This window comes from Acinetobacter endophylla, assembly GCF_053543775.1.
Genome location: NZ_JBLVOM010000320.1, coordinates 2240 through 23920, shown reverse-complemented (window position 1 = coordinate 23920; position 21681 = coordinate 2240). Strand labels below are relative to the sequence as shown.

The window sequence follows — 21681 nt, the reverse complement described above, 5'->3', positions numbered from 1 at the left end:
CCCTGAGGCTGACCATAATAAAATGACGATGCTTGTCCTTTACGTAGTGCACGCATGACTTCAATACCTTTAATTGTGGCATAAGCAGTCTTCATAGATTTGAATCCTAATGTGGCCCTGATGATTCGCTTTAACTTACCATGATCACATTCAATGACATTATTTTTATACTTAATCTGCCTGTGCTCAATATCTACTGGACATTTTCCTTCTCGCTTTAATCGTGATAAAGCATGGCCATAGGTCGCTGCTTTATCTGTATTGATGACCCGTGGAATTTGCCATTTTTTCACCGTATTGAAGATCTTTCCTAGAAAACTATAGGCTGATTTACTGTTCCGTCTAGCGGAAAGGTAAAAGTCAATCGTATGACCCCGTTGATCAACTGCACGATACAGGTAAGTCCATCGCCCCTTCACTTTGATATAAGTCTCATCCATATGCCATGAATGTAAATCTGTAGGATTACGCCAATACCAGCGTAACCGTTTTTCCATTTCTGGAGCATAACGCTGAACCCAACGATAAATTGTACTGTGATCCACATTTATGCCTCGTTCAGCGAGCATTTCTTGAAGTTCACGATAGCTGATGCCATATTTACAATACCAACGAACAGCCCAAAGAATGATTTCACCTTGAAAGTGCCGACCGTGGAAGGGATTCATCTGCTGTATCTCGAAATAAATAAGATATTTAGCTTATCATGTCAGCCTATTTGCAACAGTGCCGAAAATATTACCTTCACAGCTCAGGCCACTCCGATGGATAATCTGATGTTACAGCTCATGGGAGCTTTTGCTCAATTTGAGCGAGAAATTATCTTAGAACGTCAGAAAGAAGGTATCAGGCTCGCAGCAGCTCAGGGCAAATATAAAGGTCGTGTCCATAAATTGAATCCCGATCAGGCCAAAGCGTTACAACAAGCCTGGGATGAAGGGATGTATTCATCCAAAGTTGATCTGGCAAAAGCATTTGATATTAGTCGACAAGCAGTTTATCGGTATTTAAAAAAAATTAATTAGTCACTAGATGGACCAAAAGGTATCTACAAATCGGGGGCTATTACAATTACTTTATATATTCAATCTCGTTGATGATAGGTCATATTTTTAAAAATCCATAAATATGACCTACCGATTTTAGAAAAGAAAGAATGATTTAGAAGCGATAACGAACGCCGGCTTCAAGCGAACGTTCTGGACCTACATAAATTCCCTGACGCAAGCTTGCAATATAACGTTTGTCCGCCAAGTTTTTCACGGCACCATAGAATTCAACTTGATCATTAAGCGTATAACGCGTAGTCAAATCAACTGTCGTATAGCCATTGATTTTGCCCGTGAAAAAACCAGATGTGTTTTCTACAATTGGTTTTGTATTCAATTCATCGGTAAATTGTGAACCCGTATAATTCGCGCTTAACTGCGTACGTAAACCTGCATAGGTATAACCTAAACCTAGGTTTGCTATCCACTCTGGTGTATACGGAACACGATCGCCATCTCTTGATTTAAGCGTACCATTTTTATTATAACGGTCGCCCTTGAACTGAGCATCTATTACCCAAGTCAGATTGGCGAATACATCAAATCCGTTGTCCAATTCTAGATTAACCGCGCCTTCTAGGCCTTGGTTATAGGTTTTACCGCCATTTGTACTTTGAAAGTCAGAATTACTGTTCGCTGGAATAATCTGATTATCAAAGTCCATACGGAAAGCAGTCATTTCATAGCTCAAAGCATCTTGTTGACCTCTTAAACCAAATTCCCAACTCACGGCAGTTTCCGCATCCAATTTTTGGTCTTGCAAGCCACTGAGAGAGTCACCATTCAATGCTGGGGAAAATGCTTTATAGACACTACCATACAACTGTACAGCTGGATCTAACTGGAATGTCATACCAAGTCCAGGCATCACTTCCGTATTTGAGGTCTTAACCAACTCACTCTTTTTCTTATCTTCACGTTGCTGCTCATAATGTTCAATACGAACCCCCGGTGTCACCGACAGCTGGTCGGTAATATCTAAACGGTTTTGAGCATAGAAAGCGACACTTTTAGCAGAATCTTTAACATCCTTATCGATCGTGCCTGTACGTGGCGTTGCACGAGTGGCTTTAATGGTGACATCATCCATTTTTTCATTCATCAGGCGTAAGCCAACTTCTGCCTCACTTGAAATATTGAATAAAGTATGTTTGGTCACTAAGCGGGTTTCAGCACCGATACGTTCAAATGCACGATTATTGCCATTCAATGTATCTTTATATATCCACTGACCTGCAGCTTTTGATGCAGCTCCGTCAACATCATAACGCCAGTAATCACGATTCATTTCACTCCAATAAAATAATGTTTGCAGTTCCATATCATCATTTATATTCCAGCGGTGATTAACATCGAAAGAATTACGTTCTGTTAAGAACCAGTCATCTGGTGCAGGGTTGCTCTCTTTCTCATTTTGATATTCGCCCAGGAACTGCCCGCGATAAGAGATGTTGGCATCATTCTCATAATGGGTGAATTTCACACCTAACCATTGATTATCACCAATTGCTGTGCCCGCCTTAATGACAGCATCTTTCATTTCATAGCCCTTGTCCATGAAACCGTCACTTTTTGCCCAGCTTAAAATTGCCCCAACCTTACTGTCTTTGTTTGGAGAACTTCCTCCTAATTCAACTGTTGTTTTATACGTATCCCAAGAGCCAACCGATACATCAACCAGAGCACCATCTTTCGGTTGCTTAGTCTGGTAATTGATCACCCCTCCAATGTTCAGTGGACCATAACGCAAAGCTGAAGAACCTTTCATCACTTCAATACTATCCATGCGCTGTACACGTGGATTGTAATAACGACCATTTCCAACAAATAGACCAGGAGCTACAGGCACACCATCTTCTAAAATTAAAGTTTTATAATCAGCTGAACTGATACCTCGCATACCAATATTGGCAACTACAGCAGACTCTTCCTCAGGTTTCACATAGACACCGGAAACACGTTTTAAGATATCTTCTGTAGATGTCGGAATAACTTGTTTAATTTGCTCTTGGTCTACTATCACCGCTGCCCCCGGAATCTTCGAAACAGCGTCCTCCTGTGAGCCAATCACCTGAATCATAGGCAACACCATACTTTTTTGTTCTTGCTCAGGGGCTGCATATAAATTAGGTATAAAACTACTGAATAATAATCCGCTCATGACGATTGGATTTTTCAAAAAGCAACGTTTTTCCATGTTTACCTCTATTTAAAAGATCGGGGTGGCAATCGATTGGCAGATAAATTAACTTACAAAACAAGTAAATTGCAACACAAATAATAACAATTATCACTTATATTTTAAAAATGATTATCTTTTATAAGAAATGAATCTTAATAAAATCGATTGTTTTTCTAAAATTTATTCTGATTTTCTCTGTACACGACAAATTTCATAGGACCCTTGTCCTATCAGGCTTTTTCTTTCTTAAAATTGCTAGCACTTTCTTAAATTCTTCTTTTTTTCCAAAACCAATCAAACGTAGAATAGCCATTTGAACATAGTCCAAACCGTAGCGAAATAAACTTACTGAAAGTCGTCCATGCTTCTTTATTTTTATCGCTTTTTTCCGATCATGTTGCCATTCACCTGTTAAATAGCACCAACAGAAACCGATAGCTAGCACTGCTATCAATTTCTTGACTCGTCTAGGGTCTGTTAAACGAGTATTTTCAAGATTGAATCCACGTCCTTTGAGACAACTAAATAACGTTTCGATTTCCCAGCGTAATGCATAATCACGAATAGCAGAAGCATTAAACATAGGAGAAACAACAAGTAAAAGTTCTCCATCTTCTAATCGTAGCGCACTAATATACAGTTTCACTCGACCAACCCAAATACGTCGTTTACGACATTCAGTTTGACCAACTTGAAGATGACGAAATAAATCACTAATTTTATGATTCTTGGCTAAGTGATTGGTCACAATAAAGTTTTTTTAACACGTATACAAAAGTTAATGTCATTTTCAATTAACCATGTAAACCATTTCTCACCGATAAATTCTCTGTCTGCGAACACATTCACAATACGGTCTTTACCAAAAATAGAGATAAAGCGTTGAATCAAAGCAATACGCTCTTTTGTATCTGAATTTCCACGTTTATTGAGCAATGTCCAAACAATAGGTATGGCTATTCCACGATAGACGATGGCTAACATCAAGATATTGATATCTCGTTTTCCCCATTTCCAATTAGTTCTATCCAAAGTTAATTGGACTTTATCGAATGAAAATATATTGAAAATTAACTGAGAAATTTGACGATAATCGAAATACTGATCTGCAAAGAAGCGTTGTATACGTCGATAAAATGATTGTGGTAAGCACTTGATGGGTAAGGCTTTAGATGCAGAAGAAAGATTACATGTCTGTTTTACAATTAATGCAAGCATAATCAGTGTAAAACATTTTGCATGTGACTTGTTCCACTTTAGATATTTGTTTAAGATGAGATGTAACTCATTGAAATGTGTCATCATATTCGTCGTCAGAAAACAAGTATTATGCCATTATTTCAATGAGTTATCTTTTTTTGTCGTGTACAAAGCTGATTTTTTAAATTTGTTTTATTAATTGCCTGACTGCAAGAAAGGCATCCATCTTTAAGATCACACTATGCTATTCGAATAAATGCTATAGCAATCATAGATTATTATTATACCACTCCATTGAAATAACCTAACATTCAGCCCATTTGCGAGTTCCAATCGATTAGATGAGTTGGGTTCGTTTGGCAAACTGGTTCCAAGCCATGCAGCAAGCATCAACAATCTCGGTATAATCTTTAAAGCATCGGTTTGATAAATAAAGTTGTTTTAACCACTGCCACACCTGTTCCATCGGATTCAGTTCAGGTGAATATGGCGGTAATTTTAATAAACTGACATTCGTCAAGTTGAGACTCGTTTGATGCCAGCCAGCGCCATCAACGATCACAACAGCTATGATGCCCCTCAGGAACTTGTGCTGAAATCTCCTGTAAATGTAGACGCATTCCTTCGATATTTGCTCTCGGGAGAACCAATCCACAACAGACTCCTCGGGCAGGGCAAATGGCACCATAAATATAACTGTACTCAAATTGCTGCTGACGAACCAGGCGTGGTCGTTCACCCCGGTAATGCCAAACACGGCTGATCGAACCTTGCTGTCCTACTCTTGACTCATCTTGAAACCATAAATCAACTTTCGCTAAATCTGCAGATGCAGGAAGGATTTCTTTGAGTTTGCTGGCAATTTTTTTTTAAATTCAGCTTGAGCAGCGTCGTTCTTTTCTGGGTGGGCAGAGCGACCTGATACCCAGCTCATGCCAATCTGCTTTAACAGTTTGTACAAGCTATTAGGGTTGTAAACCACGTTGAATTTCTGCTGAATGAGTTCGGCAATGTTTACCGCAGTGACCCGGCCACCGCCACGTTGTTGCTGGAGAGCCACGATCTCGGTTTTGAGTTGTTCTTTTTGCTCGATTGACAACGGGCTATGGCGGCCTCGACCTTCCCGATCATACAGGCCATTGATGCCTTGAGTCTGAAAGGTACGCCGCAACTTGCGTATAGTAATGGGATTAAAGCCAAACTGTTCAGCAACCTGTTGAGGAGAAACGCCTTTTGCCATTTGGGCGAGCATTAAGAGTCGAACCCGCGTGCGTGGATTCGACTCTGTTTTGGACAGTGCGATGAAATCAATATCAGTTAATTGATAGGCAGATATTTTACTCATACAACTATATTAGCTTATTTCGATTGAATGGTATTAGAGAAAATTTTTTATTTTATAGATTACAGACATCTTTATTGATGAGTGGAATGCTTAAGTTTTTGATCAAGAAGAACCGTTTAATCAGTTCTTCTTATACTTACAGATGCTTTAATTTCATTATAATATTTTCTTATCGGCTATTTTTACTCATACGAGCAAGTAAAATCACCGGTATCAAGCCTACCAATACGATCAGTAAAGCTGCGATTGCGCCATCTTCATAGGTGCCTCTTGAGGCTTCCGCATAGAGCTGTGTGGCCAGCGTTTCCATATTCAGTGGCCTCAATAAGAGTGTGGCAGGTAATTCTTTCATACAGTCTACAAAGATCAATAATGCAGCCGAGATGATCGCGGGGCGTAAAAGAGGGAAATGAACGCGCCATAAAATATCCCGTTTGTTCTGTCCTAAATTACATGCAGCATCATCAAGAACCGCATGGATCCGATTATATCCGGATTCTATGCTACCAATTGAAATCGCTAGAAAACGCACCGCATAGACGTAGATCAAGGTAAAACTGGTCCCCAAAAAGAGTAGCCCGGTAGAAATGCCAAGCTGGAATTCAAAAAAATCCGCCACGGCATGATCGAGAGCACCTAACGACAGCATCAGGCCAATGGCAAGTACCGTCCCCGGAATGGCATAACCTAAACTTGAAATTCGGCTAAACCATGTAGTTCGACTAAATCGTGCAGCGCTGACAATGAAGAAACCTACCAGAATAGTAATAAACGTCGCGATGCTGGCCAAGGTAAGGGTATTGATCGAAGCTTGTAATAAATATTCAGAAAAACCCGCATATTGAATACGTTTATAAGACTCTACCAGCAAATGGCTAAATGGGATCAAAAAGCCGATCGTAACGGGAATCAACCCAAGCACGAATAAGGTGAGCGCTCTGCTTCCTGTAACGGGCTGAGCGGGCATCAGGCGACTGCGTTGAGCAGAGTTCATATAACGCTGTTTGCGTCGTCCCAACCTTTCTACGATCACTAAAAAGGTAATGATCATCAGCATAAAAATGGCAATCTGCGCGGCACTGGCCAGATCAGACTGGTTGATCCAGGTTGAATAAATGGATAACGTAAGTGTTCTAATACCCAGAAACTCGGTTGCACCGATGTCATTAATGGTTTCCATTAACACCAGGCTGGTGCCCACGGCAATTGCTGGTCGTGCGAGTGGCATTGCAACTCGTAAAAAGACCTGATTCGGCTTTAGTCCCAAGCTGCGTGCAACTTCAATCAGACTGGCTGACTGCATGAGAAACATGGCACGGGTGCTTAAATAGACATAAGGATACAGGACAAAACTTAATAAAAAGATTCCTCCCCATACCGAACGGATATTGGGGAACCAGAACTGTTGCATGTCTAATCCCAGCCCCTCTCGGAACAGGCTTTGAACCGGACCAATGGGATGCAGAATGTCGATATAGCTATAGGCAATAATGTAAGTGGGGACGGCCAGAGGTAAGAGCAGTGCCCAGTCCAGAAATGCTCGACCACGAAACTGATAGGCTGTGACAATCCAGGCACTGCCTGTGCCAATCAGGATAGTCAATACACCAACACCTAGTAAAAGTACGGATGTTTCGACCAGTGTTGGCGGAATAACATAGCGGATCAGATGTTGCCAAATCTCACTATTACCTTGCAGGGCTGTCCAGACTAAAGCCAGGACGGGTAAGCAGGCGAGCAGCGTCAATAGTCCACTGAGCGAAAATAACGGACGAAATGCAAATTTCTTGTTGGGCATTGAAGATTTAGCTGTGATAAGAGGTGGAAACAAAGTCGATCTTACAGGAAGCGTAAATTGCTCCCTGTAAGTCGAACGAGACTTAGTGGTTAAACTGTACTTTGTCAACTAACAGATTGGCGGTTTTACGGTGTCGGGCAATGTCACTTAAACGAATAGAATCCACCTTGAGTTTGCCAAAGCTTGCAATAATCGGATCAATTTTAACTCCAGGTTTCACTGGATATTCAAAGTCGCTTTTCGCATAGATCGCCTGAGCATGGTCTGAGGCTAAAAACTCAAGCAGTTGTACCGCTTCTTTACGGTTAGGTGCATATTTCGAGACGACTGCACCTGAAACATTGACGTGTGTTCCGCCATTTTTAAAGCGTGGTAAGACTACATTAATGGCATTGCCCCAACGTTGTTGCTCAGCATCGCCTGTGCGCATGGTGCCGACATAATAGGTATTTGCTACCCCAATGTCACAAATCTTGCCGAGAATATCGCGGGCGACATCACGATCACCACCGCTTGCAGGACGTGCCAGATTGGCTTTGACACCGCGTAACCATGTTTCAGCTTCTTTCTCGCCATGATGGGCAATATAGGCCGCAATTAAACCGGTGTTGTAAGGATGGCTGCCGGAACGAATACAGATCTTACCTTTCCATTTTGGGTTAGCCAAATCTTCATAGCTGATCGCGCTGAGAGGAACACGGTCTTTGGACACATACACGGCACGTGCACGCATCGATAAGGCATACCAGTGGCCATTTGCGGCACGTAAATTACCCGGAATGGACTTGTTCAAGATTTTGGAGTCTACGCGCTGCGTCAAACCACTTTCAACCAGATCCACCAGATTGCCAAAATCGACAGTGAGCATCACATCTGCAGGGGAGCGTCGGCCTTCAGCTTTAACCCGTTCCAGTAACCCGTCCTTGATAAAAACCGTATTGACTTTCACGCCGGTTTTTTGGCTAAACTCTTTTAACAAAGGCTGCATTAAAACAGGTTCGCGCGTGGTGTATAGGTTGACTTCGGCTGCATGTACCCAACTACCACTGAAGGCAACCAGACCAGTTAAAAGAAGATAAACTTTCGAGAGTGGTTTCATTTCTTATTTCCTTAACAGAGTTTAAACCTGAACGGCTTGTTCAAGCTGAGATGTGATGGCAATGCTTGTGTCGTCACTGGATGCAAAGAAAAAACATGCTGCTAAATCGACTGACACATAGACCTGTTGATTGGCAGAAAAATGCTGCTGATGGTCAACTTGCACCAATATGATGGTTGAATCAGAGGCAAGCTGCAGACGTAACTGATAGGCATGCCCCATAAAGCTGGATGAAAGGACTTTCGCTGTGACTGCATCTGTGACGGGTTCTCGGCTCACCTGTACTTGATGTGGACGGAAACAGCAGGAAATCGATTCTTTAGTATCTGCCAAATTTTTAGGTACTGTGACCTGACCAAAAATTGTTTTAATTTGCTGATCCAGACGCTGGGCCGGTATTTCATTCAAAGCAGAAAAATAACGTGCCGCAAACAGAGTAGACGGCTGCAAATAGAGTTGCTTAGGTGTCCCGATCTGAATAATTTGCCCTTGATGCATCAGGATAATCTGGTCCGCAATCTGCAAAGCCTCTTCCGGATCATGCGTGACAATCACCGTCGTAGTCGCTGTCTGTATTAAAAGATCAATGGTACTTTGGCGGATCTGATCACGTAGGCGGTGGTCCAGATTAGAAAAAGGTTCATCCATCAGTAACACGTGAGGTTTAGGTGCCAACGCACGCGCCAGAGCAACACGCTGTTGTTCACCACCCGATAAGGTGTATGGATAACTGTGCATGTGATGATGCATGGATACATGTTTTAAGGCTTGTTCAGCAATTTCCTGTCGCTGCTTTTTAGGGAACTTTTTAAGTCCAAACATCACATTTTCCAGCACACTCAGGTGCGGAAAAAGTGCATAGTCCTGAAAAACCAGACCAATATTGCGGGCTTCTGCAGGGATATGTTGTTCTTCATTCCATAAAACGTTGTGTTCAAGCTGAATCGAGCCACTCGTTGGGGTTTCCATACCTGCAATCAAACGTAGCATGGTTGTTTTACCACAACCGGAATGTCCGAGTAAGCAAATGATTTGTCCGCTTGTTGCAGACCATGTCGCTTGATTGACAGCAAAACGTGGGCCGAATTTCTTGCTTAAGTTATAAATTGTTAAGACATTGGCTGAATGTTCTGCATAGGCATTCATATTGAACTCATCGTGCTATTTTCTTTAACAAATAATAACTAATAATCTTTCTCATGTAGAGTCTTTTTATCAGTTGGCTTATAAAAATTCTAGATCATTTTGATCTTTAGCCGCAGGTGAAAACTGATCAAGACTGTTCAGATCACCTATCAGCGATCTTTTTTTCAAGATTGGGTAGATTCAAATTGCCTCCGGTGAGGCCATTTTCCGCAACATGATATAAAAATTCTGTCGCGCTTGCCGAGATTTATTTCACCCTCTCAACAAGGGTAGTTGGTGCGGTCATTGCGATTAAATGCATGTTTTTTCAGTTAATCGCAGTTTAAATTGTTCCCGATATTCATAGGGTGCATCCAGAATCAGGATCCCATCAATCAGATTTTCGGTATGCACAACCAGTTTCTCGAAACCATATTGCATGATCGGATTTAAATAGGTCATGAAAACAATCGGAGTTGTGTCATCCTGTAGACGGACTGCTTTCACTAGCTCAACTGTCTGATGTACGGTTTGTCCAGCACTGAGTGCTCTGAGATAGGGCACAATAAAAAATGGGTAACTGTCAGATCAGGTTTGAGCTAGTACAGCTAAGTAAATGACCTTTTTCACTGAATTATTAGAAGAGAAGATCTTTCTCTTTTTAGCTGAATGGCGGATTACGCTATTCAACGATTCAATCGCATTCCTCGTATAAATTACATGACCTATTTCAGCTGGATTGCTAAAGATCGTTCGTATATTTTCCCAATTTTCCTGTCAAGATTCGCCAATTTTTGGATATTGTTGATTCCATTGATCACACAAGATATCTAGGGACTTTAATGCATTGTCCTCTGTGCTTGTCTGATAGATTGCTTTTAGACCAGATGTAAAAGAGGTCTCAAATTCTTTCTGATAATAGATTAACTAATGCTTTTAATTCATCTCAAATTAAGGCTTATAGGACGAATTCATAAGGTGTGTTCAGCGGACGCTTACGCCACACCTATAAGTAAAACCGGTGAATATTCTCCCAATATTAGCATTCCTGCCAATACAGATTCTGATTGAAGAGGCAGTAATGTTGCTGCCCCAAATGCACTTAAGAATAAAAAAATATAAGCCACTATTTAGGCCAGTGCTGGTGATAGCTATCAATCATAAATTCATGTTCATGCTTACCTTTATAGTTGTGCTGCAATAAATGCTCGTGATCTTCTGGTAAATCAAGATGAGTATGTTCTAAAACTAAATTATCGTTTTTTGGCCAGATAACAAACGCGACGACTATTGATACCAAGGCGATGAATGCCATAGGCAAAAAAGTTATAAGCGTTCCAAAGCTTGTACTTAACCAGCCCACTAATGGATAAGTGATTAGCCAGCAGGCATGTGAAAATGCAAATTGAGCTGCAAATAGCGCTGTTCGATTTTCACTTGATGCAGACTTTCTAATAAGACGTCCGGTTGGTGTTTGAGAAACTGAATAACCAATACCTAATATAAACCAGAGGGCTAATAGCCCAGTATAGGCAGAAATAAAGTAACCGCTAAACAATCCAACGACGAGAACCACAGTGCCTGAAAGCATGACAGTTCTATCATTCAATTTATCTAATATTTTTGGTAATGCAAATGCAGCAAGCATTGAGCCTAATCCAAATAAACCAAATGCCCAAGTAGTCGCCTGTTCAGTTAATTCAAATGTCGTTTGAACTAAAAAAACCGTATTGACAATGACAACCGCACTGGCTGAAGCAATAGCCAGATTTAAAGCGAGTAAGGCTTTTAGGCGGGGTGTTCTGAAATATATTTTTGCGCCTTGTTTGATTCGGTTATATACCCCGATAAACTCCGGCATTTTCGCATTTGGTAATTTTGCACTGACTACAAATAGTGCCGAACCAATAAATCCAACCACAGTTCCCAAAAACAAGTTGTGATAACTCATCACAGTGAGTAACAAGCCTGCCAGCATTGGACTTATAATATTTTCTAGGTCGTAGGCCAATCGTGATAGAGACAGCGCGTTTGTATACTCTTCTTCTATGGGCAATACATCAGGAATCATGGCTTGAAATGTGGGGGTAAAAGCAGCTGAGGCAGACTGAAGAATAAAGATCAAAATATAGATTTGCCAGATTTGAGTCACGAAAGGCAGACACAATGCGGTTAAGGCTCGAATGACATCCAACCCTACCAAAACTTTTTTTCTCGGTAATCTTTCTGCAAATGCGGAGGCAATGGGTGCGACACTAATATAAGCAATCATTTTAATCGCCAAGGCAATACCCAGGACTTGGGCTGCTTGCTCTTTTGCGATGTCATAAGCCTGTAAAGCTAGAGCAATAGTAATGAGTCCAGTACCAATCAAAGCGATGACTTGGGCTAAGAACAAATGCCGATATGTTGTGTTTTTTAATACTTCTAGCATTTTAGGGACTCCTTATTTAGAACCTAACTTTTATGCCATACAGGTTCCAGATGAGGCTTAGCCCTCATCTGGAATTTTACAAATTAAAAGACCTTTTTCATTTCACTGAAATGACCTTCAATATTCAAAGTTACAGTCACTGGATTTTCTGTTCTGTTTCGCCAGAACCAGCCATGCTTTCCGTCAAATGCAGCGGTCAATGTGCCAGATTGCTCAGTTTCATTTTTACCTTTACCGTATCCATGATAGAAATCTTTTGGTGCATTTACAGGATCACCATGCGTGTCATAGTTCAGACCACCACCTGATGATTTCCAATCAAAGGTTACACTTGCATCTTTGGGCATAGCCAACTTAACTTCGGTTGCCTGGTTAGGTTTTAATTCGATAGAGATCGATTCTTTCTTAATAGCGGGCATTGTATTTGAGCTCTCATCTGGTACAGCAGCCTGAGCAACCGAACTATTAGCAGTAGTTACTGAAGGGATCTGAGAGCTCTCTCCCATACCATTCACTGATTCAGCCGCTAAAGATTGCTTAATTTCACCCATTTTGGTTAAACCCAAAACTTTACCGACACCAGTAGGGTCAATAGCGTATTCGGCTGGCATTACCCAAGTCACAAGAACAACAATGGCGCTCACCGCCGCAATAACAGTTGATTTGATCAGTTTTTTTGAAGAGGGTAATTCAACATCTTTTGGAATTTCAGCGTTAAACATAATTTAGATCCTTATTGAGTAATGAAGCCAGTGAGTTGGTAGCCAACAAGTAGAAAACCAAGGAACATCAAGAAGACATTGCTTTGATATGCTGTTCTGAAGAAATAAGGAGTTTTTCTCCACATCGTCATAAGCAGTAAAATGATGGCTAATGCCATGAGTTGCCCTAATTCGACCCCGATGTTGAATGAGATCAGATTCGCAAGCAGGCCATCATCTGGCACTTCATATTCCTGAATTTTTACAGCTAAACCAAAGCCGTGAATCAAACCAAAAATCAGCGTGGCAATTTTTGTATTGGGCTGGAATCCAAACCAGCGCTGATAAGCACCTAAATTATCTAAAGCTTTATAAACAATAGAAAAACCAATGATTGCATCAATAATGTATGCATTCATCGAAATGTTGTAATACACCCCTATCAGCATGGTAACTGAATGACCGATGGCGAACAGGCTGACATACAAACCAATATCTTTCATACGGTATAAGAAGAAAATAATACCGACCAGAAATAATAAATGGTCATAACCTGTAACCATGTGTTTGGCGCCCAGATAAATAAAGGGGATCACATGAACACCGTAGATTTCCTGTATATAGCCTTTGTCACCCTCTGCAACTCCATGAGCAAAAAGTGCAGGACTTATCAAGACCATACCTAAAGCAATCAACAGCTTTAAATAGGTTTTGAGCTTCACATAATGTGAATCAATAATTTGCATCTAAATCAAACTCCAAAAATTAAAAAATGGTTCAAAAAACTCATGATTTTTTTGGAGGTTTAAAAATACGACTTGCAAGCAATAGAGCGTATTTCTTCGTACGGTCAAATATTTGCGCACCTAACAGAAGCAAGATGAGTGCTATTTCTTTGAGAGATGCAACATTAGAAAAATGTTCGTAATAGGTATCTTGATGATGATGTGAATGTTGCTGATTTACCTCATGATGATGAGTATGAATCACATCTACATAGGCATGCTCTTGAAAGCGGTTTTCAGTCGCATGCTCGTTAAAATGCAGACATAGTGCAAGACTGATGATGCAAACCAGCCACATCATCACATATCTCATTTTTGAATCTTGCACTATTGCCATCATATTGAACTTCTCTACCCTTTCTGCTCAGCGAAATCGTCAGATTTTTTCTGAAGAGCTTGGTTAAACCAAACATACAGGGTGGGCAGAATAATCAAGGTAAGTAGCGTTGAGGAAATAATTCCCCCTATAACAACGGTTGCAATTGGACGCTGTACTTCTGAACCAATCCCCACGTTTAAAGCCATAGGGATAAAGCCCAAAGAGGCAACCAGTGCAGTAATCAGCACTGGCCGCAAACGTTCTAATGCACCATGTTTTACTGCATCAATCAGCCCTTCACCCTGATCACGCAATCTCTGAATGGCCGATACGAGTACCAAACCATTGAGTACTGCAACACCCGATAAAGCAATAAAACCAACAGCAGCCGAGATAGAGAAAGGAATATCACGGAGGGCTAAAGCAATGACGCCACCCGTTAATGCAAAAGGCACACCAGTAAAGACCAGCACACTATTTCTGATATTGCCTAAGGCCATATAAATCATTGCAAATATCAAAATCAAAGCGATGGGTACAACAATCATAAGTCGATTAGAGGCTGACTCCATTTGTTCAAAAGTACCGCCCCAAGTGAGCCAGTAACCTTCTGGCATTTGGAAATCAGAGTTTAATTTTGATTGTGCATCAGCAATGTAACTACCGATATCAGTACCACGCACGTTTGCCGTGATCACAATACGACGTTTACCATTTTCACGAGAAATTTGGTTGGGTCCTTGAATATTCTTCAATTCAATCAATTCGGACAACAATACACTTGAACCATCAGGCAAACTGACAGGAATTTGATACAGTTTTTCCAGGTCAGTTACTGAGTTTTGATCCATCCGCACAACAATATCGAACTTACGATCTCCCTCAAAAACCTTACCTGCTGTTTGCCCCGTAATCAGACTGGATACTTGCTTTTGTACATCTTCAGCATCAAGACCGTAGTTGGCGATCATGTCTTTTTTAAGTTCAACAGAGACCATTGGAAGCCCACTCATCTGTTCAACTTTTAAGTCGGCTGTTCCATTCACACCTTCTAAAATTTTCGCTGCAGCATTTGCAGATTCAAGCAACTGATCTAAATCATCACCATAAATCTTCACTGCAACATCTGTACGGACACCTGAAATCAGTTCGTTAAAACGCATTTGAATCGGCTGAGTGAACTCATAGTTGTTGCCATAAACGCCTTTTGCCACACGTTCAATATCGGCAACGACAGCTGATTTTTCCTTGTCAGGATTCGGCCATTCGCTACGTGGTTTCAATATCACAAAATTATCAGCGACGTTTGGTGGAACTGGGTCAGTCGCAATTTCAGCTGTCCCCACTTTGGCAAACATGGTTTTCACTTCAGGAATTTTGACGATTTCTTTTTCAAGCGCATACTGCATTTCAACAGCTTGAGTTAAAGAAGTTCCAGGAATTCGAAGTGCATGTAATGCCACATCACCTTCATCTAATGAGGGAATAAATTCGGAACCTAAACGAGTTGAAAGACTCGCACTGAATACAAAGAAAATTGCTACGAACGCGATCAGCTTATAACGATGACTCAAAGACCAATCTAAAATTGGGCTATAAACTTTCTTAATGAAATGAACAATCTTCGATTCCTCTTCCTTAATTTCGCCTGTCGTGACCAAAGCCACCATTGCAGGAACAAAAGTAATCGAAAGAACCATTGCAGCCACGAGAGCCATAACAACTGTAGCTGCCATCGGTGTAAACATCTTGCCTTCAACACCAGTAAGCGTCATGACAGGCAGATACACCAAGATGATGATCAACTGACCATAGAGAATGGCTTTTCGTGATTCCTTAGTCGCTTCAAAAACCGTCGTGAATCGTTCTTGACGGGTGAGTATTCGTCCTAATTCTTTCTGCTTCATCGCTAATTTTGCAAGTGAAGCTTCAACAATGACCACAGCACCATCGACAATGATCCCGAAATCTAGCGCACCTAAACTCATTAAGTTTGCACTGATTCGTTGATTCACCATGCCTGTAATGGTCATGAGCATTGATAAAGGAATCACCATCGCAGTGATGAGCGCTGCACGGAAATGTCCAAGAAATAAGAAAAGAACGACAATAACGAGGATTGCACCTTCTAGAAGGTTTTTCTTCACCGTGTCTATCGTCGCATCAACCAAGGTTGTACGGTTATAAACTGCTTTTGCCTCAACACCTTCTGGCAATGACTCTTGGACTTTTTGTAACTTTTGATCTACCGCATGAGCAACATTTCGCGAGTTTTCACCAATCAGCATAAATGCAGTACCTAAGACAATTTCTTGCCCATCTTTAGTTGCTGCACCTGTACGTAACTCGTGACCAATCGATATTTTTGCCACATCTTTCAAACGCAGAATGTAACCGCTGCTTGTGGTGATCGGAATATTCTGAATTTGTTCAATCGAACTGATTTGAGAATCAGAACGTATCAAGTACTGCTCACCATTCTTCTCAATATAGCCTGAACCTTTATTCATGCTATTTTTAGAAATAGCATCCAAAATAGTCTTTTGATCTAGACCAATACTTCGTAAATACGCATAGTCGGGCTGTACAACAAATTGTTTTAAATAGCCACCAATCGTATTGATTTCATTCACACCTTCGACATTTCGAAGCTGAGGCTTGATCACCCAATCCTGAAGTGTTCGCAATTCAGTCGGTGAAAGTGGAGTCGGGTTGTTTTTTGCATTTTCCACCGTGTACATGAAGATTTCGCCAAGTCCTGTAGAAACAGGACCCATAGAAGTCGATATACCTCCTGGAAGACTTGGTGTAACCCCTTGCAACTTTTCATTCACTAGCTGACGGGCAAAGTAAATGTCCGTGCCTTCCTTAAAAATCGCAGTCACTTGAGATAAGCCGTATCTGGATACTGATCGGGTATAGTCCAGATTAGGAATACCAGCCAAAGCCGTTTCAATGGGGTAGGTGACCTGGGATTCCATCTCGGTTGGAGATAAGCCCTGGGCCTCACTGTTAATTTGAACTTGTACGTTGGTAATATCGGGTACAGCATCAATTGGCAGTTTAAAATAGTTGTAAACGCCAAATGCCCCTATGAATAGGAAAATGATCAGTACCAGCCAACGATTCTTTATCGAGAGCTTTACAATTTGGTCAAACATAAACGCTACTCCTTAATGATCATGAGTAGCGCCAGATTTACCCAGCTCTGCTTTTAATAAATAAGAATTACCTGCTGCATAAATCTGCCCTGCTTTTAGACCAGATTTAACTTCAACAAAACCATTAAATTTATCGCCTAACTCTAGAGGACGTGCTTCAAAGTCATTCCCGACACGAATAAACACCACATCCCAATCACGGAAGTTTTGCAAAGCATCTTCACGGACAACCATCGGTTTCATGCTCTGGTTTTCAAAGATTTGTGCAGTGATTAACTGTCCTGAACGCCATCTGAACTGGTTGGGAATTTCAATAAAAACTTGCGCAGTTCGTGTTTTTGGATCAATCACGTCACTGATATATTTGATGCGCCCCAATGCTTCTTCTGTGCCTGTTTGAGTTTGAGGCTTAACAGTTACTTTATTATTTGGATTAATGGCATCCAGTTGATCCGCAGGCACATTAACCACAGCAATAAGTTGAGATGTATTGGCAATTTTGAACAATGGAGATGATGGCGTTACATTAGAACCAACAGCACCAAGCACTTGTAGAATCGTACCTGACATTGCGGCTCTGACTTCAATTGTTCCATTACCTGCCCCCCCATAGGAACGGATTAAGCTATTCAGCTCATTGGCCCTAGTCTGAGCATTTTCAAATTCACGTTTGGCATTGATGTAGTCAATTTCAGGTGAAACTTTCTTTTGAAATAAAACTCGTTCCTGTTCCATCTTTTTACGGGCAAATTGTAAGGTATCCAATGCAAGCGTACGTTCCGCATTAAGACGGATTAACTCCTGACTTTGCACAGTCGCTAACAGATCCCCCTGATTCACTTTATCGCCAATTGAACGGTACGTTTTTATTAATGTTCCACTCGTTTTAGGTGTAATAAAGCCTTCAAAATTATCAGGAAATTTAAGTTCACCTTTGAGTTCGAGTGCATTTTCAAACATCATGGGTTCAACTTTTAAAAGTTCCAAACCACTGCTCTTGATACTGCTATCAAGCATAGTGACTCGTCCCTCTTTGGTATCCCATTTCCAAGTATGTTTTTTACCTTGATAATCAACATTGATCACCATCAAGAATGAATGTGGCTCATAGACAATTTCATTCCCAATCAGATAATCGCTTTCAGGCTTAAATGATATGGTTTGTTCTGCATCAAGACGCTGGATAAAAATATTGGCACTAATCTCTTCTGGTTTTAATGGCTTATCTTTAAAGTAGCCATACACCCGTAAATGAGGCTCTACCCCTTCCTCGAAGATTTTGACTTCAGCAGCAAAATCACCATCGCGATATAAACGGCCCCCATGCGGGCCTTTTTCATCTCCTGCTACAGCAACTTTTTCTTCAGTCACCTCATTATGACTTGAAGTTTCGGCTTTATTACCCGTTTTGTACCAAGCGATTGCACATAAAACGACTAATAAAGCGATAACACCTGTAGTAATTAAAGTATTGGTTGGTTTATTCATATTTTCAGGCCTTATTCTTGATCTAAATTGGTCACATAATTTCGTTCAACCTCTGCAATTTGATTTTGCAAAGCCAACCACAAATCGAATCGAGCGAGATGTTTATCCAACCAAATTTGCTTAATAGTATTGAATTCAAGTAAAGAAATTTTTCCTGCCTGATACCCCATTTCAGCAATTCTCAAACTTTCTTTGGTGGCAGGAAGTATGGACTGATCATAATTTTTGATCGAATCAATCAGGTTCGATACTTCAATAGACTTATTTTCTAATTCAATTTTGGAGTTACGGTTTACGAGAATAGAACGAGTTTCTGCATGTACTTGCTCCGCTTGTGCAAGTGCAATGCTCCCCTTATTTCGATTAAAAACAGATAGGGGAATAGATGTAGAAACTAAGAAAACTTGATCATTGGTCTCCTGATAGTTCCTTACCCCTAAACCCAGTGTAATATCTGGCACGGCTTCTTTTTTAGCTAATTCATACTGGGTTTTAGCCAGTTGAGTTTTAAGCAAGGCTTCTTGTTCAGATAAGCTCAGTTTATCCGCAAAGTTAATGCTTAAAGGAACTTCTATTGCTTGATCAGGTAATACAGATATGAATTTGGAACACAGATTTTTTTGAAATTGAACTTTCTTCACTTCGTTCTGATAACGTAGTTTTGATTCAGACGATAAAGCTGAACTCAATTGAACATCAGATGGAATTACTCTGCCAAACTTCAATTTTTCATTCAGAACATGGGCTTGTCTCGCGTTCATCTTGCTTTCGGTAGAATAAATTTCTACCCGTTTTGAAGCCGCATACCAATTTGACATACAAACACGGAAATCGGCTTTTAATTCAGCCTGACGCTTCAATGCCTCAAATTGGTTATTATTCCCTTGAAACCCTGCCAACTGCCTACGCAAAGCGCGTTTATTATTGAGAGGAATATCCTGGGACAAACCAATCATAGTCGTTGGCCCATCAAGATCTTTAAGGTCTGAATTACCTAAATTGTCTAATTCAAGATTAAACGTAGGATTATTAAGTCTACCGGCATATTTCTGATTTATGGCATATGCGTGTTGAGACTGTTGCAAACTCTTCAAAATTGAATCGTTTGAAATTACCTGTTGTTGTAGCTGAACGTAATCAGATGCTGCAAATAATCGAGTCGTTGCTGCTACTAAACCACAGGCAAGAAATATCTGATATTTTTTAGACATGACTTTACCTATACAAAAAAATGGAAATTATTTTTTGTACAGAAAAATCAATTTCTTAGAACAATTAAACCTTTTGTAAATATATAGGAATTACAAAGATATTCTATCCTTTTCCTAAGTGCATAGGATCGAACGGGTCGTTCAAAAAGACTCAGGAAAAGCAGAATGAGCGGGAGGGAAAAACTTAAGAGAAAAACTGGATCAATTGTAATTTGATCATCAGCTTGAATAGGCTTAGTAGAATGATGAAAAGGTGCTTCATCATAACTGGTCCAGTTGTGATTTTTAGTATCTTCTAAGACTTGCTCTTCAGCATGATGAATAAGAGACCATTGGCTGGAACTGTCTGTTTCAACTGAGATAGTCACATCATGATGATGGTCAAGATTTTTAGCTATAACTGGCGCCCATGTGTAAGCTCCCGTTGTTGTTATCGCAAACAAAAACAGGACAAACGCAAGAATAAGTTTTGAGAACTTATTATGTGGCATACGAAAAAATCATCTCGAGATTCGCAGAAAGCATACTGAATAGAACTTCAAAAGTAAATTGTTATCTAAGATAAAAACTATTTGTATTATTTTTAGAAAAAGGTATGAGTAAGCTACCAAAGATAAGTACTCTAATGTTTGATTCCTTAACAGCTTTTTGGAATTATGTTGTTCACTACCCAGTACTGTTGTTTTGGCTTAATTAGGGTCTCTTTGCATTTATATCTTTGTGCAACAAATTTAATGTATATAAAAAATGGTTAAATAATTGCAAGGGGGGCTTTAAAACGTTTTAATCGTAAAGCATTTCCTAGTACAAATATTGACGAGAGAGCCATTGCACCAGCAGCAAATACAGGAGAAAGTAGCAGTCCAAATTGCGGATAAAGTACACCTGCTGCAATAGGAATCAGAGCTGCATTGTAAACAAATGCCCAAAATAAATTTTCACGAATATTGGTTATAGTCGCTTTGCTTAAAGCGATAGCATTTGGCACTCCTTTCAGGTTGCCAGACATCAAAACCACATCAGCAGCTTCAATAGCTACGTCTGTACCTGTACCTATTGCTAAACCAATATCTGCTTCTGCAAGTGCAGGGGCATCATTAATGCCATCTCCAACATATGCGAGTTTACCATATTGATTTTTTAATTTTTTAACGGCCTCTATTTTACCTTCAGGTAAGACTTCAGCAATAACCTCATCAATACCTAGTTTTTTTGCAATCGCTTGAGCTGTATGACGGTTATCACCTGTAATCATGGCAACCTTTAAACCTAACTGATGTAACGCTTCAATTGCAGCAAATGTTGATTCTTTAATTGGATCTGCTACAGCAATAATGGCAGCAAGTTTCTGGTCAATCGCAACATAGAGAGGGGTTTTTCCTTCTTCTCCCAAACGATCCGAAAATTGAGAAAAAACATTAGGATTCAAACCTAGTTTTTCCATATATCGATCTGCACCAATATGAACCAAATGTTCAGACACCGTTGCTTCTATTCCATAGCCCGTGACTGACTTGAAATCAGCAACAGGAGACAGAATTAATTCCTTATCTATAGCGGCTTGTACAATTGCTCGAGCAATAGGATGCTCAGACTTTGATTCAACGGCTGCCATAAGTGAAAGTACGGCATTGTATTTAAACCCTTCTAAGACATGCAGATCGGTTAAAATTGGTTTCCCTTCAGTCAGGGTCCCTGTTTTATCAACAGCAACCACTTTAGTTTCTTTGAGCAGCTGCAAAGCTTCCCCTTTACGGAATAAAACACCCATTTCAGCACCACGC

General features: G+C 40.5%; 17 protein-coding genes and 5 pseudogenes. 1 reads left to right on the top strand and 21 read right to left on the bottom strand.

The window, feature by feature from the left end:
- A partial coding sequence (locus ACNPNW_RS19340; RefSeq protein WP_270893151.1) for an IS6-like element IS1008 family transposase occupies nucleotides 1–668 on the bottom strand: 668 nt, incomplete at its 3' end.
- A 63-nt stretch (nucleotides 669–731) separates the two neighbouring features.
- Between ACNPNW_RS19340 and ACNPNW_RS19335 the strand changes: the two are divergent.
- Nucleotides 732–1025 (top strand): annotated as a pseudogene (locus ACNPNW_RS19335) (recombinase family protein); the annotation flags it as partial.
- Nucleotides 1026–1161: 136 nt separating this feature from the next.
- Here ACNPNW_RS19335 and ACNPNW_RS19330 read toward each other — a convergent pair.
- The 20 genes and pseudogenes from ACNPNW_RS19330 to ACNPNW_RS19235 form a co-directional block, all read right to left on the bottom strand.
- A complete protein-coding gene (locus tag ACNPNW_RS19330) occupies nucleotides 1162–3246 on the bottom strand; it encodes a TonB-dependent receptor family protein (protein WP_044111966.1) in 2085 nt (694 codons plus the stop codon).
- A gap of 196 nt (nucleotides 3247–3442) precedes the next feature.
- Nucleotides 3443–4533 (bottom strand): IS4-like element ISAba33 family transposase gene (locus ACNPNW_RS19325; protein ID WP_125625403.1). Its coding sequence is split into 2 segments (ribosomal slippage): nucleotides 3443–3993 and nucleotides 3993–4533, totalling 1092 coding nucleotides; the frame shifts between segments, so codons are not numbered across the junction.
- A gap of 235 nt (nucleotides 4534–4768) precedes the next feature.
- Nucleotides 4769–5119, bottom strand: coding sequence for a transposase (locus ACNPNW_RS19320; RefSeq protein WP_080543940.1), 351 nt, complete (start codon nucleotides 5117–5119; stop codon nucleotides 4769–4771).
- Nucleotides 5120–5248: 129 nt separating this feature from the next.
- A complete protein-coding gene (locus ACNPNW_RS19315) occupies nucleotides 5249–5776 on the bottom strand; it encodes a helix-turn-helix domain-containing protein (RefSeq protein ID WP_044111965.1) in 528 nt (175 codons plus the stop codon).
- A gap of 169 nt (nucleotides 5777–5945) precedes the next feature.
- Nucleotides 5946–7574 (bottom strand): ABC transporter permease, encoded by a 1629-nt coding sequence (locus tag ACNPNW_RS19310; RefSeq protein WP_044111963.1) that lies wholly within the window; start codon nucleotides 7572–7574, stop codon nucleotides 5946–5948.
- Between the two features lie 82 nt (nucleotides 7575–7656).
- Nucleotides 7657–8673 (bottom strand): extracellular solute-binding protein, encoded by a 1017-nt coding sequence (locus ACNPNW_RS19305; RefSeq protein ID WP_044111962.1) that lies wholly within the window; start codon nucleotides 8671–8673, stop codon nucleotides 7657–7659.
- A gap of 21 nt (nucleotides 8674–8694) precedes the next feature.
- Nucleotides 8695–9819 (bottom strand): ABC transporter ATP-binding protein, encoded by a 1125-nt coding sequence (locus ACNPNW_RS19300; protein ID WP_098733170.1) that lies wholly within the window; start codon nucleotides 9817–9819, stop codon nucleotides 8695–8697.
- Nucleotides 9820–10110: 291 nt separating this feature from the next.
- A complete protein-coding gene (locus ACNPNW_RS19295) occupies nucleotides 10111–10362 on the bottom strand; it encodes a tryptophan synthase subunit alpha (RefSeq protein ID WP_005401806.1) in 252 nt (83 codons plus the stop codon).
- A gap of 42 nt (nucleotides 10363–10404) precedes the next feature.
- A pseudogene (locus ACNPNW_RS19290) lies at nucleotides 10405–10689 on the bottom strand (transposase); the annotation flags it as partial.
- 107 nt (nucleotides 10690–10796) lie between these two features.
- Nucleotides 10797–10928 (bottom strand): annotated as a pseudogene (locus ACNPNW_RS19285) (DedA family protein); the annotation flags it as partial.
- Entirely contained in the window at nucleotides 10925–12232 is a 1308-nt protein-coding gene (locus ACNPNW_RS19280) for an MFS transporter (protein ID WP_005248677.1), read from the bottom strand. The pseudogene ACNPNW_RS19285 and the gene ACNPNW_RS19280, both read right to left, overlap by 4 nt.
- Nucleotides 12233–12315: 83 nt before the next feature.
- A pseudogene (locus ACNPNW_RS19275) lies at nucleotides 12316–12654 on the bottom strand (transmembrane anchor protein); the annotation flags it as partial.
- Nucleotides 12655–12737: 83 nt separating this feature from the next.
- Nucleotides 12738–12954, bottom strand: a pseudogene (locus tag ACNPNW_RS19270) (transmembrane anchor protein); the annotation flags it as partial.
- Nucleotides 12955–12965: 11 nt separating this feature from the next.
- Nucleotides 12966–13679, bottom strand: coding sequence for a HupE/UreJ family protein (locus tag ACNPNW_RS19265; RefSeq protein ID WP_005248674.1), 714 nt, complete (start codon nucleotides 13677–13679; stop codon nucleotides 12966–12968).
- 40 nt (nucleotides 13680–13719) lie between these two features.
- On the bottom strand, nucleotides 13720–14058 hold the full coding sequence (locus ACNPNW_RS19260) for a hypothetical protein (protein WP_005403915.1): 339 nt from the start codon (nucleotides 14056–14058) through the stop codon (nucleotides 13720–13722).
- Between the two features lie 11 nt (nucleotides 14059–14069).
- Nucleotides 14070–17198: an efflux RND transporter permease subunit gene (locus ACNPNW_RS19255; protein WP_098733169.1), complete on the bottom strand. Its 3129-nt coding sequence runs from the start codon at nucleotides 17196–17198 to the stop codon at nucleotides 14070–14072.
- Nucleotides 17199–17210: 12 nt separating this feature from the next.
- The gene (locus ACNPNW_RS19250; RefSeq protein ID WP_044111958.1) at nucleotides 17211–18686 is read right to left on the bottom strand and encodes an efflux RND transporter periplasmic adaptor subunit; all 1476 of its coding nucleotides are present in this window, start codon (nucleotides 18684–18686) and stop codon (nucleotides 17211–17213) included.
- 11 nt (nucleotides 18687–18697) lie between these two features.
- Nucleotides 18698–19897, bottom strand: a complete 1200-nt coding sequence (locus tag ACNPNW_RS19245) for a TolC family protein (protein ID WP_005248670.1) — start codon at nucleotides 19895–19897, stop codon at nucleotides 18698–18700.
- Between the two features lie 47 nt (nucleotides 19898–19944).
- Nucleotides 19945–20388 carry a hypothetical protein gene (locus ACNPNW_RS19240; RefSeq protein WP_005248669.1) on the bottom strand — a complete coding sequence of 148 codons (444 nt, stop codon included), beginning with the start codon at nucleotides 20386–20388 and terminating at the stop codon, nucleotides 19945–19947.
- A 260-nt stretch (nucleotides 20389–20648) separates the two neighbouring features.
- On the bottom strand, nucleotides 20649–21681 hold a 1033-nt coding region (locus ACNPNW_RS19235), incomplete at its 5' end, for a heavy metal translocating P-type ATPase (protein ID WP_448767354.1).

Bases quoted from the DNA above. Each gene is read 5' to 3' on its own strand.
- ACNPNW_RS19330 (WP_044111966.1), bottom strand. From the start codon at position 3,246: ATGGAAAAACGTTGCTTTTTGAAAAATCCAATCGTCATGAGCGGATTA.
- ACNPNW_RS19320 (WP_080543940.1), bottom strand. From the start codon at position 5,119: ATGGTGCCATTTGCCCTGCCCGAGGAGTCTGTTGTGGATTGGTTCTCC.
- ACNPNW_RS19315 (WP_044111965.1), bottom strand. From the start codon at position 5,776: ATGAGTAAAATATCTGCCTATCAATTAACTGATATTGATTTCATCGCA.
- ACNPNW_RS19310 (WP_044111963.1), bottom strand. From the start codon at position 7,574: ATGCCCAACAAGAAATTTGCATTTCGTCCGTTATTTTCGCTCAGTGGA.
- ACNPNW_RS19305 (WP_044111962.1), bottom strand. From the start codon at position 8,673: ATGAAACCACTCTCGAAAGTTTATCTTCTTTTAACTGGTCTGGTTGCC.
- ACNPNW_RS19300 (WP_098733170.1), bottom strand. From the start codon at position 9,819: ATGAATGCCTATGCAGAACATTCAGCCAATGTCTTAACAATTTATAAC.
- ACNPNW_RS19280 (WP_005248677.1), bottom strand. From the start codon at position 12,232: ATGCTAGAAGTATTAAAAAACACAACATATCGGCATTTGTTCTTAGCC.
- ACNPNW_RS19265 (WP_005248674.1), bottom strand. From the start codon at position 13,679: ATGCAAATTATTGATTCACATTATGTGAAGCTCAAAACCTATTTAAAG.
- ACNPNW_RS19260 (WP_005403915.1), bottom strand. From the start codon at position 14,058: ATGATGGCAATAGTGCAAGATTCAAAAATGAGATATGTGATGATGTGG.
- ACNPNW_RS19255 (WP_098733169.1), bottom strand. From the start codon at position 17,198: ATGTTTGACCAAATTGTAAAGCTCTCGATAAAGAATCGTTGGCTGGTA.
- ACNPNW_RS19250 (WP_044111958.1), bottom strand. From the start codon at position 18,686: ATGAATAAACCAACCAATACTTTAATTACTACAGGTGTTATCGCTTTA.
- ACNPNW_RS19245 (WP_005248670.1), bottom strand. From the start codon at position 19,897: ATGTCTAAAAAATATCAGATATTTCTTGCCTGTGGTTTAGTAGCAGCA.
- ACNPNW_RS19240 (WP_005248669.1), bottom strand. From the start codon at position 20,388: ATGCCACATAATAAGTTCTCAAAACTTATTCTTGCGTTTGTCCTGTTT.